At 38.1% G+C, this 21,005-nt stretch carries 13 protein-coding genes; all 13 read left to right on the forward strand.

The window, feature by feature from the left end:
• Window positions 1–2,815: SusC/RagA family TonB-linked outer membrane protein (locus DXA54_RS15065; protein ID WP_233525090.1), on the forward strand; the 2,815-nt coding region annotated here is incomplete at its 5' end.
• 18 nt (window positions 2,816–2,833) lie between these two features.
• Entirely contained in the window at window positions 2,834–4,411 is a 1,578-nt protein-coding gene (locus DXA54_RS15070; protein ID WP_004310777.1) for a SusD/RagB family nutrient-binding outer membrane lipoprotein, read from the forward strand.
• Window positions 4,412–4,443: 32 nt separating this feature from the next.
• A complete protein-coding gene (locus DXA54_RS15075) occupies window positions 4,444–5,508 on the forward strand; it encodes a glycoside hydrolase family 18 (RefSeq protein ID WP_022199820.1) in 1,065 nt (354 codons plus the stop codon).
• 22 nt (window positions 5,509–5,530) lie between these two features.
• Window positions 5,531–6,742 carry a DUF1735 and LamG domain-containing protein gene (locus DXA54_RS15080; protein ID WP_008640544.1) on the forward strand — a complete coding sequence of 404 codons (1,212 nt, stop codon included), beginning with the start codon at window positions 5,531–5,533 and terminating at the stop codon, window positions 6,740–6,742.
• A 23-nt stretch (window positions 6,743–6,765) separates the two neighbouring features.
• Entirely contained in the window at window positions 6,766–7,248 is a 483-nt protein-coding gene (locus DXA54_RS28525) for a DUF1735 domain-containing protein (RefSeq protein ID WP_243647657.1), read from the forward strand.
• The gene (locus DXA54_RS28530) at window positions 7,217–7,729 is read left to right on the forward strand and encodes a discoidin domain-containing protein (protein WP_243647658.1); all 513 of its coding nucleotides are present in this window, start codon (window positions 7,217–7,219) and stop codon (window positions 7,727–7,729) included. Before DXA54_RS28525 ends, DXA54_RS28530 begins: the two co-directional genes overlap by 32 nt.
• Window positions 7,730–7,893: 164 nt before the next feature.
• Window positions 7,894–10,095: a DUF4838 domain-containing protein gene (locus DXA54_RS15090; protein WP_120079905.1), complete on the forward strand. Its 2,202-nt coding sequence runs from the start codon at window positions 7,894–7,896 to the stop codon at window positions 10,093–10,095.
• Between the two features lie 97 nt (window positions 10,096–10,192).
• Window positions 10,193–11,521, forward strand: a complete 1,329-nt coding sequence (locus DXA54_RS15095; RefSeq protein ID WP_009039639.1) for an MFS transporter — start codon at window positions 10,193–10,195, stop codon at window positions 11,519–11,521.
• A 16-nt stretch (window positions 11,522–11,537) separates the two neighbouring features.
• On the forward strand, window positions 11,538–12,506 hold the full coding sequence (locus DXA54_RS15100; RefSeq protein WP_004318517.1) for a 1,4-beta-mannosyl-N-acetylglucosamine phosphorylase: 969 nt from the start codon (window positions 11,538–11,540) through the stop codon (window positions 12,504–12,506).
• A gap of 7 nt (window positions 12,507–12,513) precedes the next feature.
• The gene (locus tag DXA54_RS15105) at window positions 12,514–14,787 is read left to right on the forward strand and encodes a GH92 family glycosyl hydrolase (RefSeq protein WP_120079907.1); all 2,274 of its coding nucleotides are present in this window, start codon (window positions 12,514–12,516) and stop codon (window positions 14,785–14,787) included.
• 301 nt (window positions 14,788–15,088) lie between these two features.
• Window positions 15,089–15,982, forward strand: a complete 894-nt coding sequence (locus tag DXA54_RS15110; RefSeq protein ID WP_120079909.1) for a sugar phosphate isomerase/epimerase family protein — start codon at window positions 15,089–15,091, stop codon at window positions 15,980–15,982.
• A gap of 159 nt (window positions 15,983–16,141) precedes the next feature.
• Window positions 16,142–17,578, forward strand: a complete 1,437-nt coding sequence (locus DXA54_RS15115; protein WP_008640536.1) for a DUF4992 family lipoprotein — start codon at window positions 16,142–16,144, stop codon at window positions 17,576–17,578.
• A 29-nt stretch (window positions 17,579–17,607) separates the two neighbouring features.
• Window positions 17,608–20,994: a SusC/RagA family TonB-linked outer membrane protein gene (locus DXA54_RS15120; protein WP_004311797.1), complete on the forward strand. Its 3,387-nt coding sequence runs from the start codon at window positions 17,608–17,610 to the stop codon at window positions 20,992–20,994.
• Window positions 20,995–21,005: the final 11 nt, after the last annotated feature.

Below are 21,005 nucleotides of genomic sequence, written 5' to 3' on the forward strand. Positions count from 1 at the left end.
CTCCCAAGCAATCACGCTTACTAGTGCACAACCCTTGAAGGTTACTTTAGGAGAAGATACGCAGGTGTTGGACGAAGTAGTCGTTACTGCATTAGGTATCAAGCGCGCAACTAAAGCATTAAGCTATAATGTGCAAGAAGTAAAAGGTGATGAATTGACAACTGTAAAAAGTGCCAATTTTATGAACTCACTGGCTGGAAAGGTGGCTGGTGTTAATATCAATGCATCTTCATCCGGTGTTGGAGGGGCTACGCGTGTAGTTATGCGTGGTACCAAATCTATATCTTCAGACAATAATGCTTTATATGTAATTGATGGTGTTCCTATTTTTAATACAAATAAAGGTGACACTAACGGACAATATTCAGCCCAACCGAGAGGAGAGGGTATATCTGATATCAATCCGGAAGATATTGAAAGCATGTCTGTATTAAGTGGACCTGCTGCTGCGGCCTTGTATGGCTCTAATGCAGCGTCTGGTGTAATTTTAATTACTACAAAGAAGGGAAAAGAAGGTAAGGCACGAATTATTATTTCTAATAATTCTACTTTTTCCAATCCTTTTATAATGCCTGAATTCCAAAATTCTTATATAAACCGCGCAGGTTCCTTTGCTTCATGGGGAGATAAAGCGTCTTCCCTTTTCGGAACTTATGAGCCAAAAGATTTTTTCAATACAGGTACTAATATTCAGAATAACGTTTCTTTATCTGTTGGTAATGAAAAGAATCAAACTTATCTGTCTGTAGGTACTACTAATGCAACTGGTATCATTCAAAATAGCAAATATGACCGTTACAATTTTACCTTCAGAAATACAACAAAATTCCTGAAGGATAAAATGACATTAGATGTGGGTTTTAGCTATATTATCCAAGAAGATCTTAATCTAATGGCACAAGGTGAATATTTCAATCCACTACCAGCCGTATATCTATTCCCGCGTGGCGAAAACTTTGAAGCTGTGAGGATGTATAAAACGTATGACACAACTCGTAAGATTGATGTACAGAACTGGGGATGGGGTGATCCTGGATACAGTATGAAAAATAATCCATATTGGGTGGCTAATGAGATGAACCATGGTATGAAAAAACAACGCTACATGGCTAATGCCAGTTTAAAATATGAAATTTTAGATTGGCTTGATGTGACAGGGCGTGTCCGCATTGATAATGCAACCAATGATTATTCAGATAAAAGAAATGCTTCTACTGACCTTTACTTTACTAATAGTTCTATTTATGGATTCTATAAGTACTATAAAGCTGACGATAGACAGGCTTATGCAGACGTGATGGCTAATATTAATAAACGCTTTGGTGACTTAAGTTTAAGTGCTAATATTGGCGGTAGTTTTACTCAAACTTATTATGACGAAAGAGGATTCCAAGGTGGTTTGAAAGATATGTCTAATGTTTTTAGTCTATATAATATGACTACTACCTTGGATAAAGATACTTATCCTATAGAAAGTGGATATAAACAACGTACCAACTCTATTTTTGCTAGTGCGGAAATTGGCTGGAAGAGTATGTTATATATGACTTTAACCGGGCGTAATGATTGGGATTCAGCATTGATTAATACAGAACAATCATCTTTCTTTTATCCATCAATAGGACTTTCAGGAGTAATTTCCGAAATGGTGAAATTACCCAAAGCTATTACTTATTTGAAAGTACGCGGTTCATTTGCTTCAGTAGGTGCTCCTATTCCTAAGAATCTTTCTTCTAACAAAACGTATGAGTGGGACCCTGCGACTAGTCAATGGAAATTACAAACTTACCGTCCTTTGCCTAAACTTTATCCTGAACGTACAAATTCTTGGGAGGCTGGTTTGAATGCCAAATTCTTTAATAATAGTTTAAGTTTGGAAGTTACCTGGTATAAGGCTAATACTCGCAAACAAACATTCCAGGTTCCTTTGTCAGGAACCGCTGTATATGCGACTATGTATGCACAGTCTGGTAATATTGAGAATAAAGGTATGGAATTTTCTTTAGGGTATAATAAATCATGGGGAGATTTCTCATGGAATTCCAATTTGACTTTTAGTTTTAATAAAAATAAGATTGTAGAACTCTTGGATGATGCAGTGGATGATGAAGGTAATCACTATAGTTTGAGTGAGATAGATAAAGGTGGCATTGGATCGGCTAAAGTTATTCTTCGTAAAGGAGGAAGCATGGGAGACATGTATGTCACTAATCGTTTGAAACGTGATAACGAAGGAAATGTATTTATTGATAAAGCGAGCCAGAATGTGAAAAAAGAGGATATAAAGAATTCGGATGAGTTTATTCATATTGGCTCTGTATTGCCTAAGAGCAATTTAGGCTTTAGAAATGATTTCTCTTATAAAGGCATTAGCTTGGGATTCATGCTTGCTGCCCGCTTTGGAGGTATTGTTATCTCACCAACACAAGCTGTAATGGATCAGTTCGGAGTATCTAAGGTCACAGCTTTAGCACGTGATAATGAAGGTGTTCCTGTAAATAATGGAAAAGTGGATCCCCAGACTTATTATACAGAAGTGGGTGGAATAAGTGGATTGATGTCTAACTATGTATATAGTGCTACTAATGTTCGTTTACAAGAGTTATCGGTGGGCTATTCACTTCCAGCCAAATGGTTTAATAACAAATGTAATCTTAGTTTGTCAATAACAGGTCACAACTTGTGGATGATTTATAATAAAGCACCATTTGATCCGGAAGCTACCGCTTCTACTGGTACTTATTATCAAGGTGTTGATTACTTTATGCAACCAAGTTTGAGAAGTTGGGGATTTAATGTAAAAATACAGTTTTAACGATAAAAGAATAACCAAATGAAAATATATAAATTCATAACGCAGATTTCTATTGCAGGCTGTATGCTTGTTGGAACTCCAATGTTACAAGGATGCATGGATAATAGCTTGAATGATCCGTTGGGAAAAGTTTCGGAAGAAGAACTTGGACGAGATGGATTTGCTGCCAATGCTTTCTTCTTGACTTTATGTGATTATGCATATCCCATAGCTACTGAAAACATTTATAATACCAATGAATCCTTGATTGGTGACTGCTATGGACGTTATCAAGTAATGGCAACAGATAAGTTTAAAGGGGCAAATTTTGCTACATATAATGCACCCGAGAACTGGTTAAACTGGCAGTTTGCAGATGATAATGTAATGGTATTGACGTATGGTGCATGGAATAAAATAAAGAATGTAACCCAAGGGACAGGGGTTAACTTTGCATGGGCACAGATCCTAAGAATTGCGACAATGCATCGTATGCTTGATATGTATGGGGCACTTCCTTATTCCCAAATTTCAAGTGATAAACTTTCGACTCCTTACGATACAATGGAGGAAGCATATCATGCAATGTTTACTGATCTGACTGATGCAATTAATGTAATGACTGTTTATGTGACCGAAAATCCAAACAACAGAACGATGGCTAAGTATGATAAAGTTTATGACGGTGATTTTGAGAAATGGGTGAAATTTGCAAATTCACTGAAACTACGTATGGCCATTCGTATTCGTTTTGCAGATCGTGAATATGCCAGACAGATGGCGGAGGAAGCTATTAACCATTCTATAGGGGTAATTACTTCCAATGAAGATAACGCAACTTCTTTAGGCACTAAAAATCAATTGTATACGGTATTAGTGCAATGGCCTGACCAATGTGTCTCTGCCGATATTACATCTTATATGAAAGGATACAACGATCCACGTATGTCGAAATATTTTAAAAAGAAAACGAGCGATAAAGGAGATGATGATTATGTGGGTATGCGCGCAGGTTTGTCTTATGGTAATGATATTACCGGACCGACTTTCTCTAGAATAAATGTTGGAGAGATGGATCGTACTTTATGGATGAGTGCAGCTGAAACAGCTTTTAATAAAGCTGAAGCGGCAATGTTAGGATGGGATGTAAAAGGAGAAACGGTGAAAGATTTGTATGAATCAGCTATCAGACTTTCCTTTGCACAATGGGGAGTATCGGATGGTATTGACCAATACCTGAATGATGAATCAAGTACTCAGGCTGATTATGTAGATCCTAATGAGAATAAGGGGAATGAAAGTGCTATTAGTTCTATAACTATCAAATGGAAAGATGATGCTGGTGAGGAAGAAAAACTGGAAAGATTAATAACCCAAAAATGGATTGCAATGTGGCCTTTGGGACAAGAAGCATGGAGCGAGTATCGTCGTACTGGGTATCCGCGTTTTTTCCCGTTATTGAATGGAAATGTAACCAATCTTCCTTCCGCTAATCGTATTCCGTTCCCACCATCGGAATATATTCGTAATGCTGCTAATGTAAATGCTGCTGTAAGTAAATTGGGTGGCGCTGATAATTATCAGACTAAGGTTTGGTGGCAGCGTAGGGATAAGTGAATAATAGTATAATCTATATTAATATAAATAGTATGAGAAAGATATTCTATTTTATAATGTTGTTATTTGGCATAACGGTTGCGAATACAGCGTGTGATGATTGGACAGACATGGAACCAAAATTCCAGGAAGATATGACTCAGTCGTCACTTCCGGAAGAATACTATGCCCAGCTTCGCGCTTATAAGAAAACAGATCATCCGGTTGCTTTCGGATGGTTTGGTAATTGGACCGGAAATGGAGCTACTTTAGAAAAATGTTTAGCCGGACTTCCTGATAGTGTGGATTTTGTTTCTATTTGGGGTAACTGGAGAAATTTGACAGAAGCGCAAACAAAAGATTTGCGTTATGTACAAAATGTAAAAGGGACTAAAGCTTTGATGTGTTTTATTGTTCAAAATATCGGTGACCAATTGACTCCCGAGGAATATAAAGATAATTATCTGGAATTCTGGGGATGGAATGAGAATAAGGAAGAAGCTATAAAGAAATATGCCCATGCAATATGTGATAGTATTGATAAATATGGATATGATGGCTTTGATATTGACTATGAGCCTAATTTTGGTCATCGAGGTAACATGAGTGGAAGTGATGAGAATATGTTGTTGTTCATTCAGACCTTGGGAGAAAGAATCGGACCAAAATCGGGTACAGACAGGCTATTAGTAATTGACGGTGAGCCACAAAGTATTGTATCGGAGTCAGGTCCTTATTTTAATTATTTTATAGTGCAGGCTTATGATTCTCCAGGAGATAATACTGGACGTGACAATTTGGATAGCCGTTTAAACTCTACAATAAGAAACTTCGATGGGCATTTGACTGCAGAAGAAGTTGCTAAGAAATATATTGTAACTGAAAACTTTGAAAAATGGGCTTTGTCTGGTGGGGCTGATTTCACTGATCGATATGGAAATAAAATGAAGTCATTGGAAGGTATGGCACGTTGGACACCTATTATTAACGGGAAAAAATGTGTAAAAGGAGGGGTTGGAACTTATCATATGGAGTATGAATATACAATTGATGGTACAGAAGAATCTTATCCTTATTTGCGTAATGCTATCCGCATTATGAATCCACCGGTAAAATAATAAATTTAAAGATATAATAATTATGAGATATCTGGTAAAAAATAAAAATACAATAATGTTCGCCTTTGCCATATTGCTTTGTGCAATTATAGCAAGTTGTGAAGATGCAAAGTATGATACTATCGGCAGTAGAATTTATTTAGCTGAATCCAGTAGTTTGTCTTATGAGTCCAAAAAGGTAACAGTAGCCGAAGAGGGTAGTGTTGTCACTGTGACTCCGCGGTCGGGACAAATTGCAACAGAAGATATAGAAGTTACTTTGGGACTAAGTCCGAAATCGTTGGAAGTATATAATACAAAAAGTGGTACGAACTATAAATCTATGCCGGAAGGTTCATATTCTTTTGATCAAAAGACAGTGGTTATAAAAAAAGGAGAATTAGTGGCTCCTACTGTTAAAGTAACAATTGATCCGTTGACAAAGGAAATGCTTGATTCTGGTGATAAATTTGCACTACCGGTTGCTATTACTGCTGTATCAGGTGGGCAACAAACTTTGGAAGGTGCAGATGTGATGATTTATATCATGGATCAGGTTATTATAACCTCTGCACCAGTGTTGACGGGTACAAAACCAATTACTATGGAAATGCGTCAGGATTATACAGTAACTCAATGGTCACTTGAAATGCGTATTAATATGAGCGAACTTGGGGATGGGGTGACTCCTGGAGTTGGTTATCCTGGTCCTCCTAGCTATCAGAATCAAGCAATATTTTCTGCAGGTCCAGGTAATGGTATCGCAGAAGATGGTGAAATTTATATCCGTTTTGGTGATGGCCCGATTCCTGGTAATATTTTGCAGATAAAAACACAAGGTACTCAAGTAAATGCTGCTACTAAGTTTAAAAATAATCAATGGTATCATTTAGCATTTGTTTGTGATGGAGTGAAATTGACTATTTATGTAAATGGAAATATTGATGCAACATTAGATCTTCCAAGAAAACCTTTGCGTCTTGTTAAGAATAGTTTTGGTATATGCAATGGTGATTGGATGGTTACAGATGCTATAGTTAGCGAAGTACGTTTTTGGACTACTGCTATTTCACAGTCGCAGATTCAGAATAATATGTTTGCGATAAATCCGGGTACGGATGGCTTGGAGGCTTATTGGAAATTGAATGAAGGGGCAGGAACCGAGTTTAAAGACGCAACTGGTCATGGAAATAAAGCCACGGCGCCTAATGGAGTTGTCAGATGGGTAGATGGCATTAGATCAGATGGTAAATAATATAATATTCAAATGATGTAATTATGAGATTGAAAAATATAATATGGAAAACAGTAGTGATGTCATTAATGGCATCACCACTGTGCATCTCTTGTGACGATGATGACGAAGTTACTGTAAATTCTAAGTTTTATCTTTCTACGAAAGTTTTTCCGGTAGATTCTTATGAAGCATCGTTGTCAGTGATTTTGAAAGATAATTCAGTGGTCGTAAATGAGTTACAACCTAATTATCGGTTTGTTGCATGTGCCACGGAGAGATTATCGAAAGATGTGAAAATAACAGCCGATAGTGATGATAATCTAGTAAGTGCTTACAATAAAGCTAATGATACGGAATATAACATATTACCTGCTGAAAATTATTCTTTCACCAATAAAACTGTTACTATTGAAAATGGAGAAAGTGTATCTGGAGATTCTATAAAAATAGAGCTATTAAATGTAGGATCGTTGACTACAGAAGGGATATTTGTTGCCAGTTACCATATCTTCTATAGAAGGTAATAACTTAGATGCACTTAGCTCTAACAGAGGAGTAGTTTATGTGAAAATTCAAAATATTCATGTCAATGTAGAGTCCGGGCAACCGGCTGAAGGTACTTTGATTGCCGATCGTTCTGGCTGGACTGTAAAAGTTGCCCCGACGACTCGTGGAGATGCTAAAAATCTAATTGATGGAACAAATTCTGATGTAGCTCGTGATGGAGGAGCAGAATATTGGCTAACTGTGGATATAGGTAAGGTGCAGACATTAACAGGAATAAGAAATAAGTGTTATGCTAGTAGTTATTCACCGACTGCAGTAGAAGTATTTACTTCAGGTGATGGAATAAAATGGAAATCTATCGGAACTGTAACTATTTCAAGAAGTGGCACACAATATATTAAGTTTTCGAAAGCTATTGAAACGCGTTATTTAAAGTATTATGTGAAACAAGGTCCCAATACGGTCAGCCTTACGGAATTTGACCTATATGCGAAATAATTAATAGGTTATTGAAAATTTTTAAGTCCCACTTTTTCGTATTTTCGGATAAAGTGGGACTTATTATATAAGTTAATAAATAAAAAAAGAAAAAGATTGATTGTTTAATAGTATCATATTGATTGTATTACTATTATATAATAACTTTTAATAGCAAGAAAAACATGAAATTATCTATTATTCTACGGTTCTGTTTATGGTTTATGGGAATTAGTATGGCGTTTCCGTCTCTCTCTCAAACTATGTTAGTAACTAATGGGAATACAAGTTCTAGGATCATTTTGAAAGAGAATAATCAAATATCGTGGACAGCTGCAAATTTGTTACAAACATTTATTCAAAAAGTAACCAGTTGTAAGCTGCCTGTTGTTATAAGTCAAACTCCTCGAAAAGGAGATATTCTCATTGGTGGTCAATCTCCAGCGGAAGTAACAGAGGATGGATTCTCTATTTCTACTCAAGATGGTATTCTAAAAATATCTGGTAAAGAAAACGGTGTTGTATATGGGGTTGTTACTTTATTGGAGCAATATTTGGGTATCGATTATTGGGGAGAGAATGAATATTCTCTTACCCCTTCAAAAACGGTGAACTTACCCTTCATTAATAAAGTCGAAAACCCGGGCTTTCGTTATCGTCAGACACAATGTTATGCTATCCATACAGACTCTATTTATAAGTGGTGGAATCGTTTAGAGGAACCGAATGAAGTGTTTGCTGCCGGTTATTGGGTGCATACTTTTGATAAGCTTCTGCCTTCATCCATTTATGGGAAAGAACATCCGGAATATTATTCTTACTTCAAAGGAAAACGCCACCCGGGAAAGGCCAGTCAGTGGTGTTTGAGTAATCCGGAGGTTTTTGAGATTGTTGCTCAACGTGTTGATTCTATTTTCAAAGTAAATCCAGATAAACATATCATGTCTGTAAGTCAGAATGATGGTAATTATACAAATTGTACGTGTGATGCTTGTAAGGCAATTGATGATTATGAAGGAGCATTATCAGGAAGCATCATCACTTTTCTGAATAAGTTGGCTGCCCGTTTTCCGGATAAAGAGTTTTCCACATTGGCTTATCTATATACAATGAATCCTCCGAAGCATGTGAAACCTTTGCCAAATGTGAATATTATGTTGTGTGATATTGACTGTGACCGTGAAGTAACTTTGACGGAGAATGCTTCGGGAAAAGAGTTTGTGAAAGCCATGGAAGGATGGTCTAAGATTACCAATAATATTTTCGTGTGGGATTACGGTATTAACTTTGATAATTATCTGGCTCCATTTCCTAATTTCCATATTTTACAGGACAATATCCGTCTTTTCAAAAAGAATCATGCCACCATGCATTTCTCTCAAATAGCAGGGAGCAGGGGAGGAGATTTTGTAGAACTTCGTGCTTATTTAGTGTCAAAGTTAATGTGGAATCCCGAAGTTAATGTAGACTCATTGATGCAACATTTTCTGCATGGATATTATGGTGAAGCAGCGCCATATCTTTATCAGTACATAAAGATAATGGAAGGCGCATTAATCGGTAGTGGACAGCGGTTGTGGATATATGATTCACCCGTATCACATAAGTATGGCATGCTAAAGCCTGCTTTGATGCGTCGTTATAATCATTTATTTGATTTGGCTGAAAAGGCTGTTGCAGCAGATCCCGATTTCTTAAAACGAGTTCAACGGGCACGTCTGCCAATTCAGTATTCAGAACTGGAGATTGCACGAACAGAGACAGAAAAAGATTTGGTAGATATCAATAAAAAGTTAGACCTTTTTGAGGAACGCGTGAAAGAGTTTCAAGTTCCTACATTGAATGAGCGTTCCAATTCACCGGTAGACTATTGCAAATTGTATCGTAAACGTTACATGCCGCAGAAAGAAAAAAGTTTGGCTTTGGGTGCAAAAGTTACTTATCTAATTCCTCCTACGGGAAAATATGCGGCATTAGGAAAAAACGCATTGGTTGACGGTTTGTTTGGTGGAGCAACCTTTGTTGATAGCTGGATTGGTTGGGAAGGAACCGATGGTGCATTCGTTATAGATTTGGGCGAAGCGAAAGAGATACAAAGTGTGGAAACAGATTTTCTTCATCAAATAGGGGCCTGGATTCTTTTTCCTCTAAAGGTGGTTTATTCATACGCTGATGACGGTGAACATTATACGCATTGGAAAACGATTGATTTACCGGAAGAACGTACCGGTGAGGTAAAATTCCGTGGAGTCAAGGCTGAATCAGCCGAACCGATAAAAACTCGTTATGTAAAAGTAGAAGTCACTGGAACGAAAGAATGTCCGACTTGGCATTATGGTGTAGGCCATCCTTCGTGGTTCTTTATAGACGAAGTGATAATAAAATAAAAAAAGTAGGGGGAGACGTTAGTAGTTTCCCCCTTTTAGTTGTATTATATATAGATGGGTCAGAAAAATGTTTTTTTTCATCTATATACTATGATTTATGCAACAGAATAAAACTGCTTCTCAACGAAAAACTATTAACCCGGCTTGCTGGGTACCTACTGCTTATTTTGCAATGGGACTTCCCTTTATTGCTATTAATTTGGTTTCTGTTTTCATGTTTAAGGATCTTGGAATTTCGGATACGCAAATTGCATTCTGGACTTCTCTGATTATGATGCCTTGGACACTGAAATTTTTGTGGAGTCCTTTTCTTGAAATGTATCGGACGAAAAAATTCTTCGTATTGATTACAGAATTATTGAGTGGTGTATTGTTTGGAGTAGTAGCCTTTTCTTTGTTTTTTGATTACTTTTTCGCTATAAGTATCTCTACGATGGCAGTGATTGCCTTTAGTGGAGCAACGCACGATATTGCTTGTGATGGTGTATATATGGCTGAATTGAACAAGGAAGATCAGGCAAAATATATCGGAGTTCAAGGGGCTTTTTATAATGTAGCCAAATTGGTTGCTAATGGAGGATTAGTTGCTATGGCAGGAGCATTGGCAGAGCACTTCGGAGCAATAGAAGGTGCTTCGATAGATGTTAACAAAGGAGCGTATTCATCTGCATGGATGATTATTTTCGGCGTAATTGCGGCAATAATGGTACTGATCGGTATTTATCATATAAAAATGTTACCTTCTACACAGGTTCCGTCAACAACAAAGAAAACTGCATCGGAGGTTGGACACGAATTGGTAGCAGTAATTGCTAACTTCTTTACTAAAAAGCATATTCTTTATTACATCTGTTTTATTATTTTATATCGTTTGGCAGAAGGCTTTATCATGAAAATAGCTCCGCTGTTTTTACGTGCTTCAAGGGATGTAGGCGGCTTAGGACTGTCGTTAACAGAGATCGGCACGCTAAATGGTATCTTTGGTTCCGCTGCTTTCGTTTTAGGCTCATTGTTAGCAGGTATTTATGTCTCTAAGTTCGGATTGAAAAAGACACTGTTCACTCTCTGTTGTATTTTTAATCTTCCGTTTGTTGCCTATACTTTTTTGGCAGTTGCACAGCCTACTAATGTATATCTGATCGGAACTTGTATAACAATGGAATATTTTGGTTATGGCTTTGGTTTTGTCGGATTGACGTTGTTTATGATGCAACAGATTGCTCCAGGCAAACATCAAATGTCACATTACGCATTTGCTTCAGGAATCATGAATCTGGGAGTGATGCTTCCGGGAATGGTTAGTGGTTATCTTAGTGACTTATTAGGATATCGTAATTTCTTTATCTATGTGTTAATCGCAACTATTCCAGCTTTTCTGATTACTTATTTCATACCTTTCACGTATGATGACTCAAAAAATAAATAATATAAAATCAACGATTATGAATAAAATTCAAATTCCTTGGGAAGATCGTCCTGTCGGATGTACGGACGTTATGTGGCGTTACTCACAAAATCCAGTTATCGGACGTTATCATATTCCTTCATCTAATAGTATTTTCAATAGTGCTGTTGTTCCTTTTGAGGATGGTTTTGCAGGCGTATTCCGTTGTGATAACAAAGCTGTACAGATGAATATCTTTGCAGGTTTTAGTAAGGACGGAATTCATTGGGATATCAATCATGAACCTATTCAGTTTAAAGCAGGTAACACGGAAATGATTGAGTCGGAATATAAATACGACCCTCGTGTTACATGGATTGAAGACCGCTATTGGGTGACTTGGTGTAATGGCTATCATGGCCCTACGATTGGTATTGCCTATACTTTTGACTTTAAGGAGTTTTTCCAGTGCGAAAATGCTTTCTTGCCTTTCAATCGTAATGGTGTACTTTTCCCGCAGAAGATCGATGGCAAGTATGCGATGTTGAGTCGTCCCAGTGATAATGGACATACTCCGTTTGGCGATATATACATCAGCTATAGCCCGGATATGAAATATTGGGGTGAACACCGTTGTGTAATGAAAGTGACTCCTTTCCCGGAAAGCGCTTGGCAGTGTACAAAGATTGGTGCAGGTTCAGTTCCTTTCCTTACAGATGAAGGCTGGTTGCTGTTCTATCACGGTGTAATCACTACTTGTAATGGTTTCCGTTACGCTATGGGAGCTGCCATATTGGATAAAGATCATCCGGAAAAAGTTCTTTACCGTACACGTGAATATCTGATAGGTCCGGCTGCTCCTTACGAACTTCAGGGTGACGTTCCTAATGTAGTATTCCCCTGTGCTGCTTTGCAAGATGGTGAACGTGTTGCTGTTTATTATGGTGCGGCAGATACTGTGGTAGGTATGGCCTTCGGATATATAAAAGAGATTATCGATTTTACGAAACGAACGAGTATCATTTAATAAAGATATGAAACGTATTATATTAACTTACACACTTGCTTTTTCCCTTCTTTCCGCATCTGCGGGGGAAGGGGGAAGCCCTCCCCTAAAAAATACGGATAAAGGTCTTTTGATAGATTATGTAGATCCTTTTATCGGAACTACTAATTTCGGGACTACCAATCCCGGAGCGATTTGTCCAAATGGTATGATGTCTGTGGTTCCTTTCAATGTGATGGGATCTTCCGAAAACACATACGATAAAGATGCCCGATGGTGGTCTACGCCTTATGAATATACAAATTGTTTCTTTACCGGATATGCTCATGTGAATTTGAGTGGAGTCGGTTGTCCGGAATTAGGTTCTTTATTATTGATGCCTACTACCGGAGAACTGAATGTGGATTATAAAGAATATGGTAGTAAGTATAAGGATGAACAGGCCTCACCGGGCTATTATTCTAATTATCTGACTAAATATAATGTAAAAACAGAAGTTTCGGCTACTCCGCGTAGCGGTATTGCCCGGTTTACTTTCCCAAAAGGGAAAAGCCACATCCTGCTGAATTTGGGTGAGGGGTTAACGAATGAGAGTGGCGCTATGCTTCGTCGTGTAAGCGATAGCGAAGTGGAAGGAGTCAAACTACTTGGCACATTTTGTTATAATCCTCAAGCTGTATTCCCCATTTACTTTGTATTGCGGGTTAAGAAGAATCCTTCTGCAACAGGGTATTGGAAGAAACAACGTCCGATGATGGGGGTTGAGGCTGAATGGGATAAGGATCAGGGAAAGTATAAACTTTATACTCGCTACGGAAAAGAAATAGCAGGAGATGACATTGGTACTTATTTCTCCTTCGATACAGAAGAAGGTGAACAAGTAGAAGTACAAATGGGAGTTTCTTTTGTAAGCATAGAAAATGCCCGTTTGAATCTGGATCGTGAACAGGCTGGAAAGGAGTTTGAGAAGATTCATGCGGAAGCACGTTCCAAATGGAATCATGACTTGTCACGCATAACAGTGGAAGGTGGTACAGATGCCCAAAAGACTGTGTTTTATACAGCGCTTTATCATTTGCTGATTCATCCTAATATTTTGCAGGATGTAAACGGAGAATATCCGGCAATGGAAAGTGATAAGATCCTGACAACCAAAGGTGATCGCTATACCGTATTTTCTCTTTGGGATACCTACCGCAATGTTCATCAATTGCTGACCTTGGTTTATCCGGAACGTCAGATGGAAATGGTGCGCACAATGCTTGATATGTATCGTGAACATGGATGGTTGCCTAAGTGGGAATTATATGGCAGAGAAACATTGACAATGGAAGGTGATCCGAGTATTCCGGTAATTGTAGATACCTGGATGAAAGGTTTGCGTGACTTTGATGTTGATTTGGCTTATGAGGCAATGTACAAATCTGCTACGTTACCGGGGGCGGAAAACTTGATGCGTCCTGATAATGATGATTATATGTCTAAAGGATATGTACCCCTTCGTGAACAGTATGACAATTCCGTCTCTCATGCATTGGAATATTATATTGCCGATTTTGCATTGTCTCGTTTTGCAGCTGCTTTAGGTAAAAAGAAAGATGCAGAGATGTTCTATAAACGTTCTTTAGGATACAAACATTATTATAGTAAAGAATTTGGTACTTTCCGTCCGATTCTCCCCGATGGAACGTTTTATAGCCCGTTTAATCCGAGACAAGGAGAGAACTTTGAACCGAATCCCGGTTTCCATGAAGGTAGTTCCTGGAATTATACGTTCTATGTACCACATGATGTATATGGCTTGGCGAAATTAATGGGGGGAAAGAAACCTTTTATCGATAAACTACAAATGGTTTTTGACGAAGGACTTTACGACCCGGCAAATGAACCGGATATTGCTTATGCTCATTTATTCTCATACTTTAAAGGTGAAGAATGGCGTACGCAGAAAGAGACGCAGCGTTTATTAGATAAGTACTTTACAACAAAACCTGATGGTATTCCAGGAAATGATGATACGGGAACGATGTCTTCCTGGGCTATTTTCAATATGATCGGTTTTTATCCGGATTGTCCCGGACTGCCCGAATATACATTGACGACTCCGGTCTTTAATAAGGTAACGATCCGGTTAGATCCGAAATGGTATAAAGAGAACGAATTGGTGATTGAAACCAATCGTACTCAACCAGGAGCTTTATATATTGATAAGGTACTATTGAATGGCAAGAAGTTCAATAAATATCATATCACACATGATGAACTTGTTCACGGCAAATATTTAAAGTTTGATTTGAAATAACACACAGTGTTTCATAGGTATCGTTTTTGGGTTGACAGGGCTGTCGGACTTCTTATAGTCCGGCAGCCCATTTTTTTACATTTACTTCTGTTATTACTTCTTCGAAAATAGTGACGGTATATGCCCGGGATAGTGACGGTATCGGACCAAGATAGCGTCACTATTTGTCTTGGATACCGTCACTATCTTACTTTCATTAAATTATACTTCGTAGCATTTTTAGTTATTCTCTGTTTTATAGGTGATTACAAAAATCTATTCCATACGTCTACTATGTAAATCGTATGCAATAAAATAAAAAATGAGAAGAAATTTATTTAAACATATCCTTTGGATATTGATACTTGCAGAGTGTTTTCCTCTATTGGCAATTGCCGGATCGCAGCAAAAGGAACAACGTTATAAAATAGCCGTATGTGACTGGATGATTCTGAAACGTCAGAAAATCGGTTCATTCCAATTGGTACATGAATTGAATGGTGACGGTGTAGAATTGGATATGGGTGGCCTTGGCAAGAGGGAAATGTTTGATAATAAATTGCGCAAGCCCCATTTCCAGCAATTATTTCGTGAAACTGCTCAAAAATATCAATTAGAAGTTTCTTCTATTGCTATGTCCGGTTTCTATGGACAGTCTTTTCTGGAACGAGCTAATTATAAAGATTTAGTTCGGGATTGCCTTCATGCCATGAAAGTGATGAATGCCAAAGTAGCCTTTCTTCCTTTGGGAGGAATCAAAGCCGGATGGGAAAAGATTCCGGCACTACGGACAGAAGTTGTAAAACGCTTGAAGGAGGTAGGAGATATGGCAGCTTCTGAAGGAGTGGTGATTGGTATTGAAACTCAACTGGATGCAAAAGGAGATGTGAAACTACTGAAAGAAATTAATTCTCCCGGAATCAAGATCTATTTTAAATTTCAAAATGCATTGGAGAATGGAAGGGATTTGTGCAAGGAGTTGAAGATTCTGGGGAAAAAGAGGATTTGCCAGATTCACTGTACGGACACAGATGGAGTGACTTTACCTTATAATGAACGATTGGACATGAATAAGGTGAAAAAGACACTGGATAAGATGGGATGGAGTGGATGGCTGGTGGTAGAACGTTCGCGTGACAAGAATGACGTGCGGAACGTGAAAAAGAATTATGGTACGAATATTAAGTATTTGAAAGAGGTGTTTCAACAGAGATAGGAGGATATTATGATATAGTTAAGAGAGAAAAAAGTGCAAAATCTATTTTTTTATTCTTTTAAGTGATTACATATTTTTTGATTGTACGTCTTTCCTTAAAAGAACTTTTAGATTTTGAAGATATAATATATTATTTTTGTTTAAATTAAAATTTAATCTATGAAGAGTAAGATGAAGATTAAAATGAAAGTTGTCGGGAGCATAGCTTGTTTATCGATGATTTTATTTATGGGCTCTTGTGCTGGAGATGGTTTTGATGAAGAAACCTTCTCCGGTGGCGTGACGAATACGCAATTGGATTCGCCGAAAGCATCGGATGTGGCTTTTGAAAAACTGGCTACAACTGAAAATAATGTAAAAGTTACTTGGTCTGTTGTTATGGGGGCAGGTGGTTATAAATTTTCTATGTACATTGTAGATGACCCTGATCATCCTGTAGCTGTAGTGAAGGACAGTATTGTAGACGGGACGGCTGTAGTATGTCCTTGGGTAGAAGATACGAACTATAAGGTTGAGATTGCAGCATTGGGGAATGAAAAGTTGAATAATACAGCTTCCGTTTCCGCCACTGAAATCAGTTGGTCTACACTTGTTGCCGCAACGCTTGTTCCTAATGGTACAGACTTGACTACATATTTTGCTGAACATCCGGTGACTACGGGAAAAGATACAGAAGTTGCTTTCGAACTGGAAGCAGGAGGGACGTATTATATTTCAGGAGATTTGAACTTTGGCGTAAATAATGTACAGTTGCGCGGAAATAAAACACGCGGGAATGCGAATGTGAAATTCACTGCTCCGGCTTCTATTATTACTTGTGGTGGAGGATTAGCCTTGAAGTTTATCAACTTTGATTGTGATGTAGTGACAGATGGGGCTTTTTTAAAGTTTGGTGATGTTCCGGAAGAGATATTGGATACAAAGAGAACCGATCATGGAAAAGTAACTAATCCTATGGTTATTCAATCTTGCAATATCAAGGCTGTTAGAAAATACTTAGTTCACATTAACGGAAAGAAGTATGGTATTCAAAATTTTGCAATCAGAAATTGTGTAATAGATTGCTATCAAGCTGCTGACCTGATAAACTTTAACTCTAGCAGTTCGATTGTGAAAGACTTCGAAATAAGTAACTCTACGATTTATAGTCATAACCAAAACGGTTCTCGTTTTTTACGTTATGGAGGTGGACAAACAACCAGTTATGATGGTTGGTCAAGAGGATCGATGACATTTATAAGCAATACATTCTATAATCTCTCCTATTCCGGACAGAGTTTTAATGGCAATGGTTGGTCACAGACACATAATGAGGTAATTTCAAAGAACAATTTGTTTATTGACTCATTTTCGGGAAATTTCAATCGTCGTATAAGAATGCAGGGTACAAAGGTAGCTGCAACTTTTGAAAATAACTGTTATTGGTACAATGGCGCATTGCCACTGGATGAGACTTCAAATCGTGCGGATGGTGATAAGAGCAATTCTGCTTATGGCGTGGATCCGGGATTCGCTGATGCTGCAAACGGTGATTTTACTCCGAGTGCTCCCGAAGTATTTGCTCATGGTAGTGGCGACCCGCGTTGGTTAAATTAAAAAGATAATAAATCTAGAATACGATAAAGATGAAACATAAGAATATATATAGAATCAGTATCAGCCTGCTTCTAGCTTTTGTGATGGCTTTGCCGACAATAGCACAGAATACTAAAACATTCAAAGGAGTTGTGCTGGATGAGACCGAGCAACCTATTATTGGAGCTGCCATAAAGGTTGTAGGAACAACAGTGGGAACAATAACGGATTTAGATGGAAATTTCACATTGAATGTTCCTGATGGTAAGGAAGTGGAAATCTCTTATATAGGATATGTACCACAACGTTTTTCTGCTCCATTCAAATTGACAAAGATCATCTTGAAGGAAGATACGCAGCAATTGGATGAAGTTGTAGTTGTGGGTTATGGTACGCAGAAGAAAGCGCATTTGACTGGTGCTATCGCCACTGTTCCCGTTGATGATATTCAGGATATTTCAAGTGGAAGTTTGGCCAGTACATTGAGCGGTTTGGCAAATGGTATCTCTGTAAACGGAGGTGATACTCGTCCGGGACAAAACGCTACGATTACTATTCGTCAGAATGGTGAGTTGGAAGAAATGGGAGGTACCAACCTGCAGCCATTGTATGTTATTGATGGTTACATTTATCCTACGGAAGTAAAAGTGGGAAGTACTTATACTAATTTGGGTGCGGAAGCGTTTAACAACTTAGATCCATCAGTTGTGGAAAGTATTTCTATCTTGAAGGATGCTTCTGCAGCAGTTTACGGTGCTCGTGCAGCAAATGGTGTTATTCTGGTAACCACAAAAAAGGGAAAGTTAGGTGCGCCTAAAATTTCATATAATGGAACATTTGGTATTACAGATGAAGTATCTCGTCCTAAGATGTTGAATGCGTATGAGTATGGCAAGTTATGGAATGCAGTACGTATGGCTGACCCGACGGAGACAAGTATTGATCCGTTAAGAGCTATTTTTCAGCAGGATGAGTTGAATGCCATGAAAAGTTTGCACTATGATTTACTGGATAAATATTGGGAATCCGCATTGACGCAGCAGCATAGTGTAAACCTGAGCGGTGCTACTGAAAAAGCCAGTTATTTTGCCGGAATTTCTTATTTTGATCAGGATGGTAACTTAGGTAAGCTGGATTACAATCGTTGGAATTACCGTGCTGGTGTAGATGTGAAAATCAGCAAGTGGATAAAAGCGAATGTACAGGTCTCCGGTGATTATGGAAAGAAAAATACTCCTCTGAATCAGGTCGGAGGTTCGTCTGCAGAGAAAGATTACAATACGCTGTTGACACATCCTTATTATATTCCCGAATATGTGGGTGAATATGCGGTAGCTGCTTACGGTCCTACTAATTCATCGGTAAGTAATATTCAGAATTACAATTTCAATGTACTTCAGAATAATGGCGACTATAAACGAAACATGACATCAAACATGAATATTAATGCCGGGTTGGAATACGATTTCGGATGGAATAAATGGTTGAAAGGACTGAAATTGAAGTTTACTTATTCGAAGAGTGTCAATACGAATAAGACAAATGATTATGGTACTTCTTATAATCTTTATTATTTGGAGACTCGTTCTGGTAGTGGAGAACATTTGTATACTCCAATTGAAGGAGCGGATAACAGTGCATTTGAAAATACTAGTTTTTATTTGGCAAATAGTGGAAAACCGGTGGTTAACTCCAGTACAAGTGATATTACTGGATATTTGTCTCGTTCCATGACTCGTTCGGATAACTATCAGATGAACTTTACTGCAGCATATAATAGGGATTTCGGACTACATTCTGTAGGAGGTTTATTCTCCATTGAAAAGTCTGAATCAGAAACAGAATATTTGTACGGTATGGTTACTAACCCATACGAATTTACGACAGGACAATCTAATTCGGTAGACTGGAATAGTACTCCTAGTACAGAATTCACTCGTTTTGAGTCGGGTAATTTATCTTATATCGGTCGTTTGAATTATTCTTATGATAACAAATATTTACTGGAGTTCCTGCTTCGTTCGGATTCTTCCACCAAGTTTGCTCCTGAAAATTATTGGGGATTTTTCCCGTCAGTATCTGCTGGTTGGGTGGTTTCACAAGAAGAATGGTTTACTAAGAACGTTACATGGATTGATTACTTAAAGTTGCGTGCATCTTTTGGTTTGACCGGTCGTGATAATACAACAGCATGGCAATGGTTGCAGACTTACGGAACAGATAAGGATAAAGGGCCAGTATTTGGCACTAGTACAGAGGCCAATGCCGGTAGTCACCTCACAATGAATAAAAACAATGCAGCAATCAATCGGGATGCTCATTGGGATAAATCTTATAAAGGTAATTTGGGGCTTGATTTCAATGTTCTCGATAATCGTTTATCATTCAATATTGACGCTTACTATGAATGGAACCGTGAGATGTTGCTTAGTTATAATGCCTCTGTTCCATCTACAGTGGGAGCTAATTCTGCGAAAGTGAATTATGGAGAATTGAATACTTATGGTGTCGAACTGTCTGCTACATGGAGAGACAAGATAGGTAAGGATTTTAAGTATAAAATTCAGTTGAACACCGGGTATAGTGATAATGAGATTTTGGTAAGAGACTGGGATCAGAAGCCTACTTATAAGAGCTATAAGAAGGGTGATCGTTTGGATCAAGGCATCTGGGGTATGCAGTGTATCGGTATGTTCCGCAGCTATCAGGATATTGACGAGTATTTTGCCAAGTACAATATTACTTCCTATATGGGTAACGTTAAAGAAGATGTAAAACCGGGTATGTTGATTTATAAAGACGTGCGTGGAGCCAGACAAGATGATGGTACATACGCCGGACCGGATGGTGTGGTTAGCTCTGAAGATGACCAAGTACGGTTATCTAATCGAAGCAATCCTTACAGCATGACAATGAACCTGAACGCAGAATGGAAGGGGCTTTCTTTGACAGCTCAGTTTAATGCGAGCTGGGGTGGTTATAGTTTCTTGCCTGATGATGCAATTTCTTTAGGAAACCAAGGAACATCGGCTAATAAGTATAATGATTTGGAATATGCAAATATGCCTTCGTTCTGGACTACAGACAATATGTTTGTGTATAACGACGTAGTAGATGCAGCAGGTAATGTAGTGGTGAAAGCCAATCGCAATGGAAAATATCCGAACTTGAGATGGGGCAGCGTGAATGCAGTAACTTCTTCTTTCTGGAGAGTAAGCGGAACACGTGTCAAACTGAATCGCGTTACATTAGCTTACCGTATACCGTCAAAATATACAAAAATGATAGGTATCGAAAGTTGCCGTTTTAACATTACAGGACAGAATCTATTAAGTTTCTATAATCCTTATCCGGATAATTTTATTGATCCGATGACTACTTATGGGAATTATCCTACCCTGCGTAAATTCACGATTGGTGTTAATTTAACATTCTAAAAGAACAGTAA

Origin of the sequence: Bacteroides sp. OF03-11BH (assembly GCF_003604005.1) — a bacterium.
Taxonomy (GTDB): domain Bacteria; phylum Bacteroidota; class Bacteroidia; order Bacteroidales; family Bacteroidaceae; genus Bacteroides; species Bacteroides ovatus.

Excerpts from the sequence above, each read along its gene's own strand:
- DXA54_RS15070 (WP_004310777.1), top strand. The coding sequence starts at position 2,834 with ATGAAAATATATAAATTCATAACGCAGATTTCTATTGCAGGCTGTATG.
- DXA54_RS15075 (WP_022199820.1), top strand. The coding sequence starts at position 4,444 with ATGAGAAAGATATTCTATTTTATAATGTTGTTATTTGGCATAACGGTT.
- DXA54_RS15080 (WP_008640544.1), top strand. The coding sequence starts at position 5,531 with ATGAGATATCTGGTAAAAAATAAAAATACAATAATGTTCGCCTTTGCC.
- DXA54_RS28525 (WP_243647657.1), top strand. The coding sequence starts at position 6,766 with ATGAGATTGAAAAATATAATATGGAAAACAGTAGTGATGTCATTAATG.
- DXA54_RS15090 (WP_120079905.1), top strand. The coding sequence starts at position 7,894 with ATGAAATTATCTATTATTCTACGGTTCTGTTTATGGTTTATGGGAATT.
- DXA54_RS15095 (WP_009039639.1), top strand. The coding sequence starts at position 10,193 with ATGCAACAGAATAAAACTGCTTCTCAACGAAAAACTATTAACCCGGCT.
- DXA54_RS15100 (WP_004318517.1), top strand. The coding sequence starts at position 11,538 with ATGAATAAAATTCAAATTCCTTGGGAAGATCGTCCTGTCGGATGTACG.
- DXA54_RS15105 (WP_120079907.1), top strand. The coding sequence starts at position 12,514 with ATGAAACGTATTATATTAACTTACACACTTGCTTTTTCCCTTCTTTCC.
- DXA54_RS15110 (WP_120079909.1), top strand. The coding sequence starts at position 15,089 with ATGAGAAGAAATTTATTTAAACATATCCTTTGGATATTGATACTTGCA.
- DXA54_RS15115 (WP_008640536.1), top strand. The coding sequence starts at position 16,142 with ATGAAGAGTAAGATGAAGATTAAAATGAAAGTTGTCGGGAGCATAGCT.
- DXA54_RS15120 (WP_004311797.1), top strand. The coding sequence starts at position 17,608 with ATGAAACATAAGAATATATATAGAATCAGTATCAGCCTGCTTCTAGCT.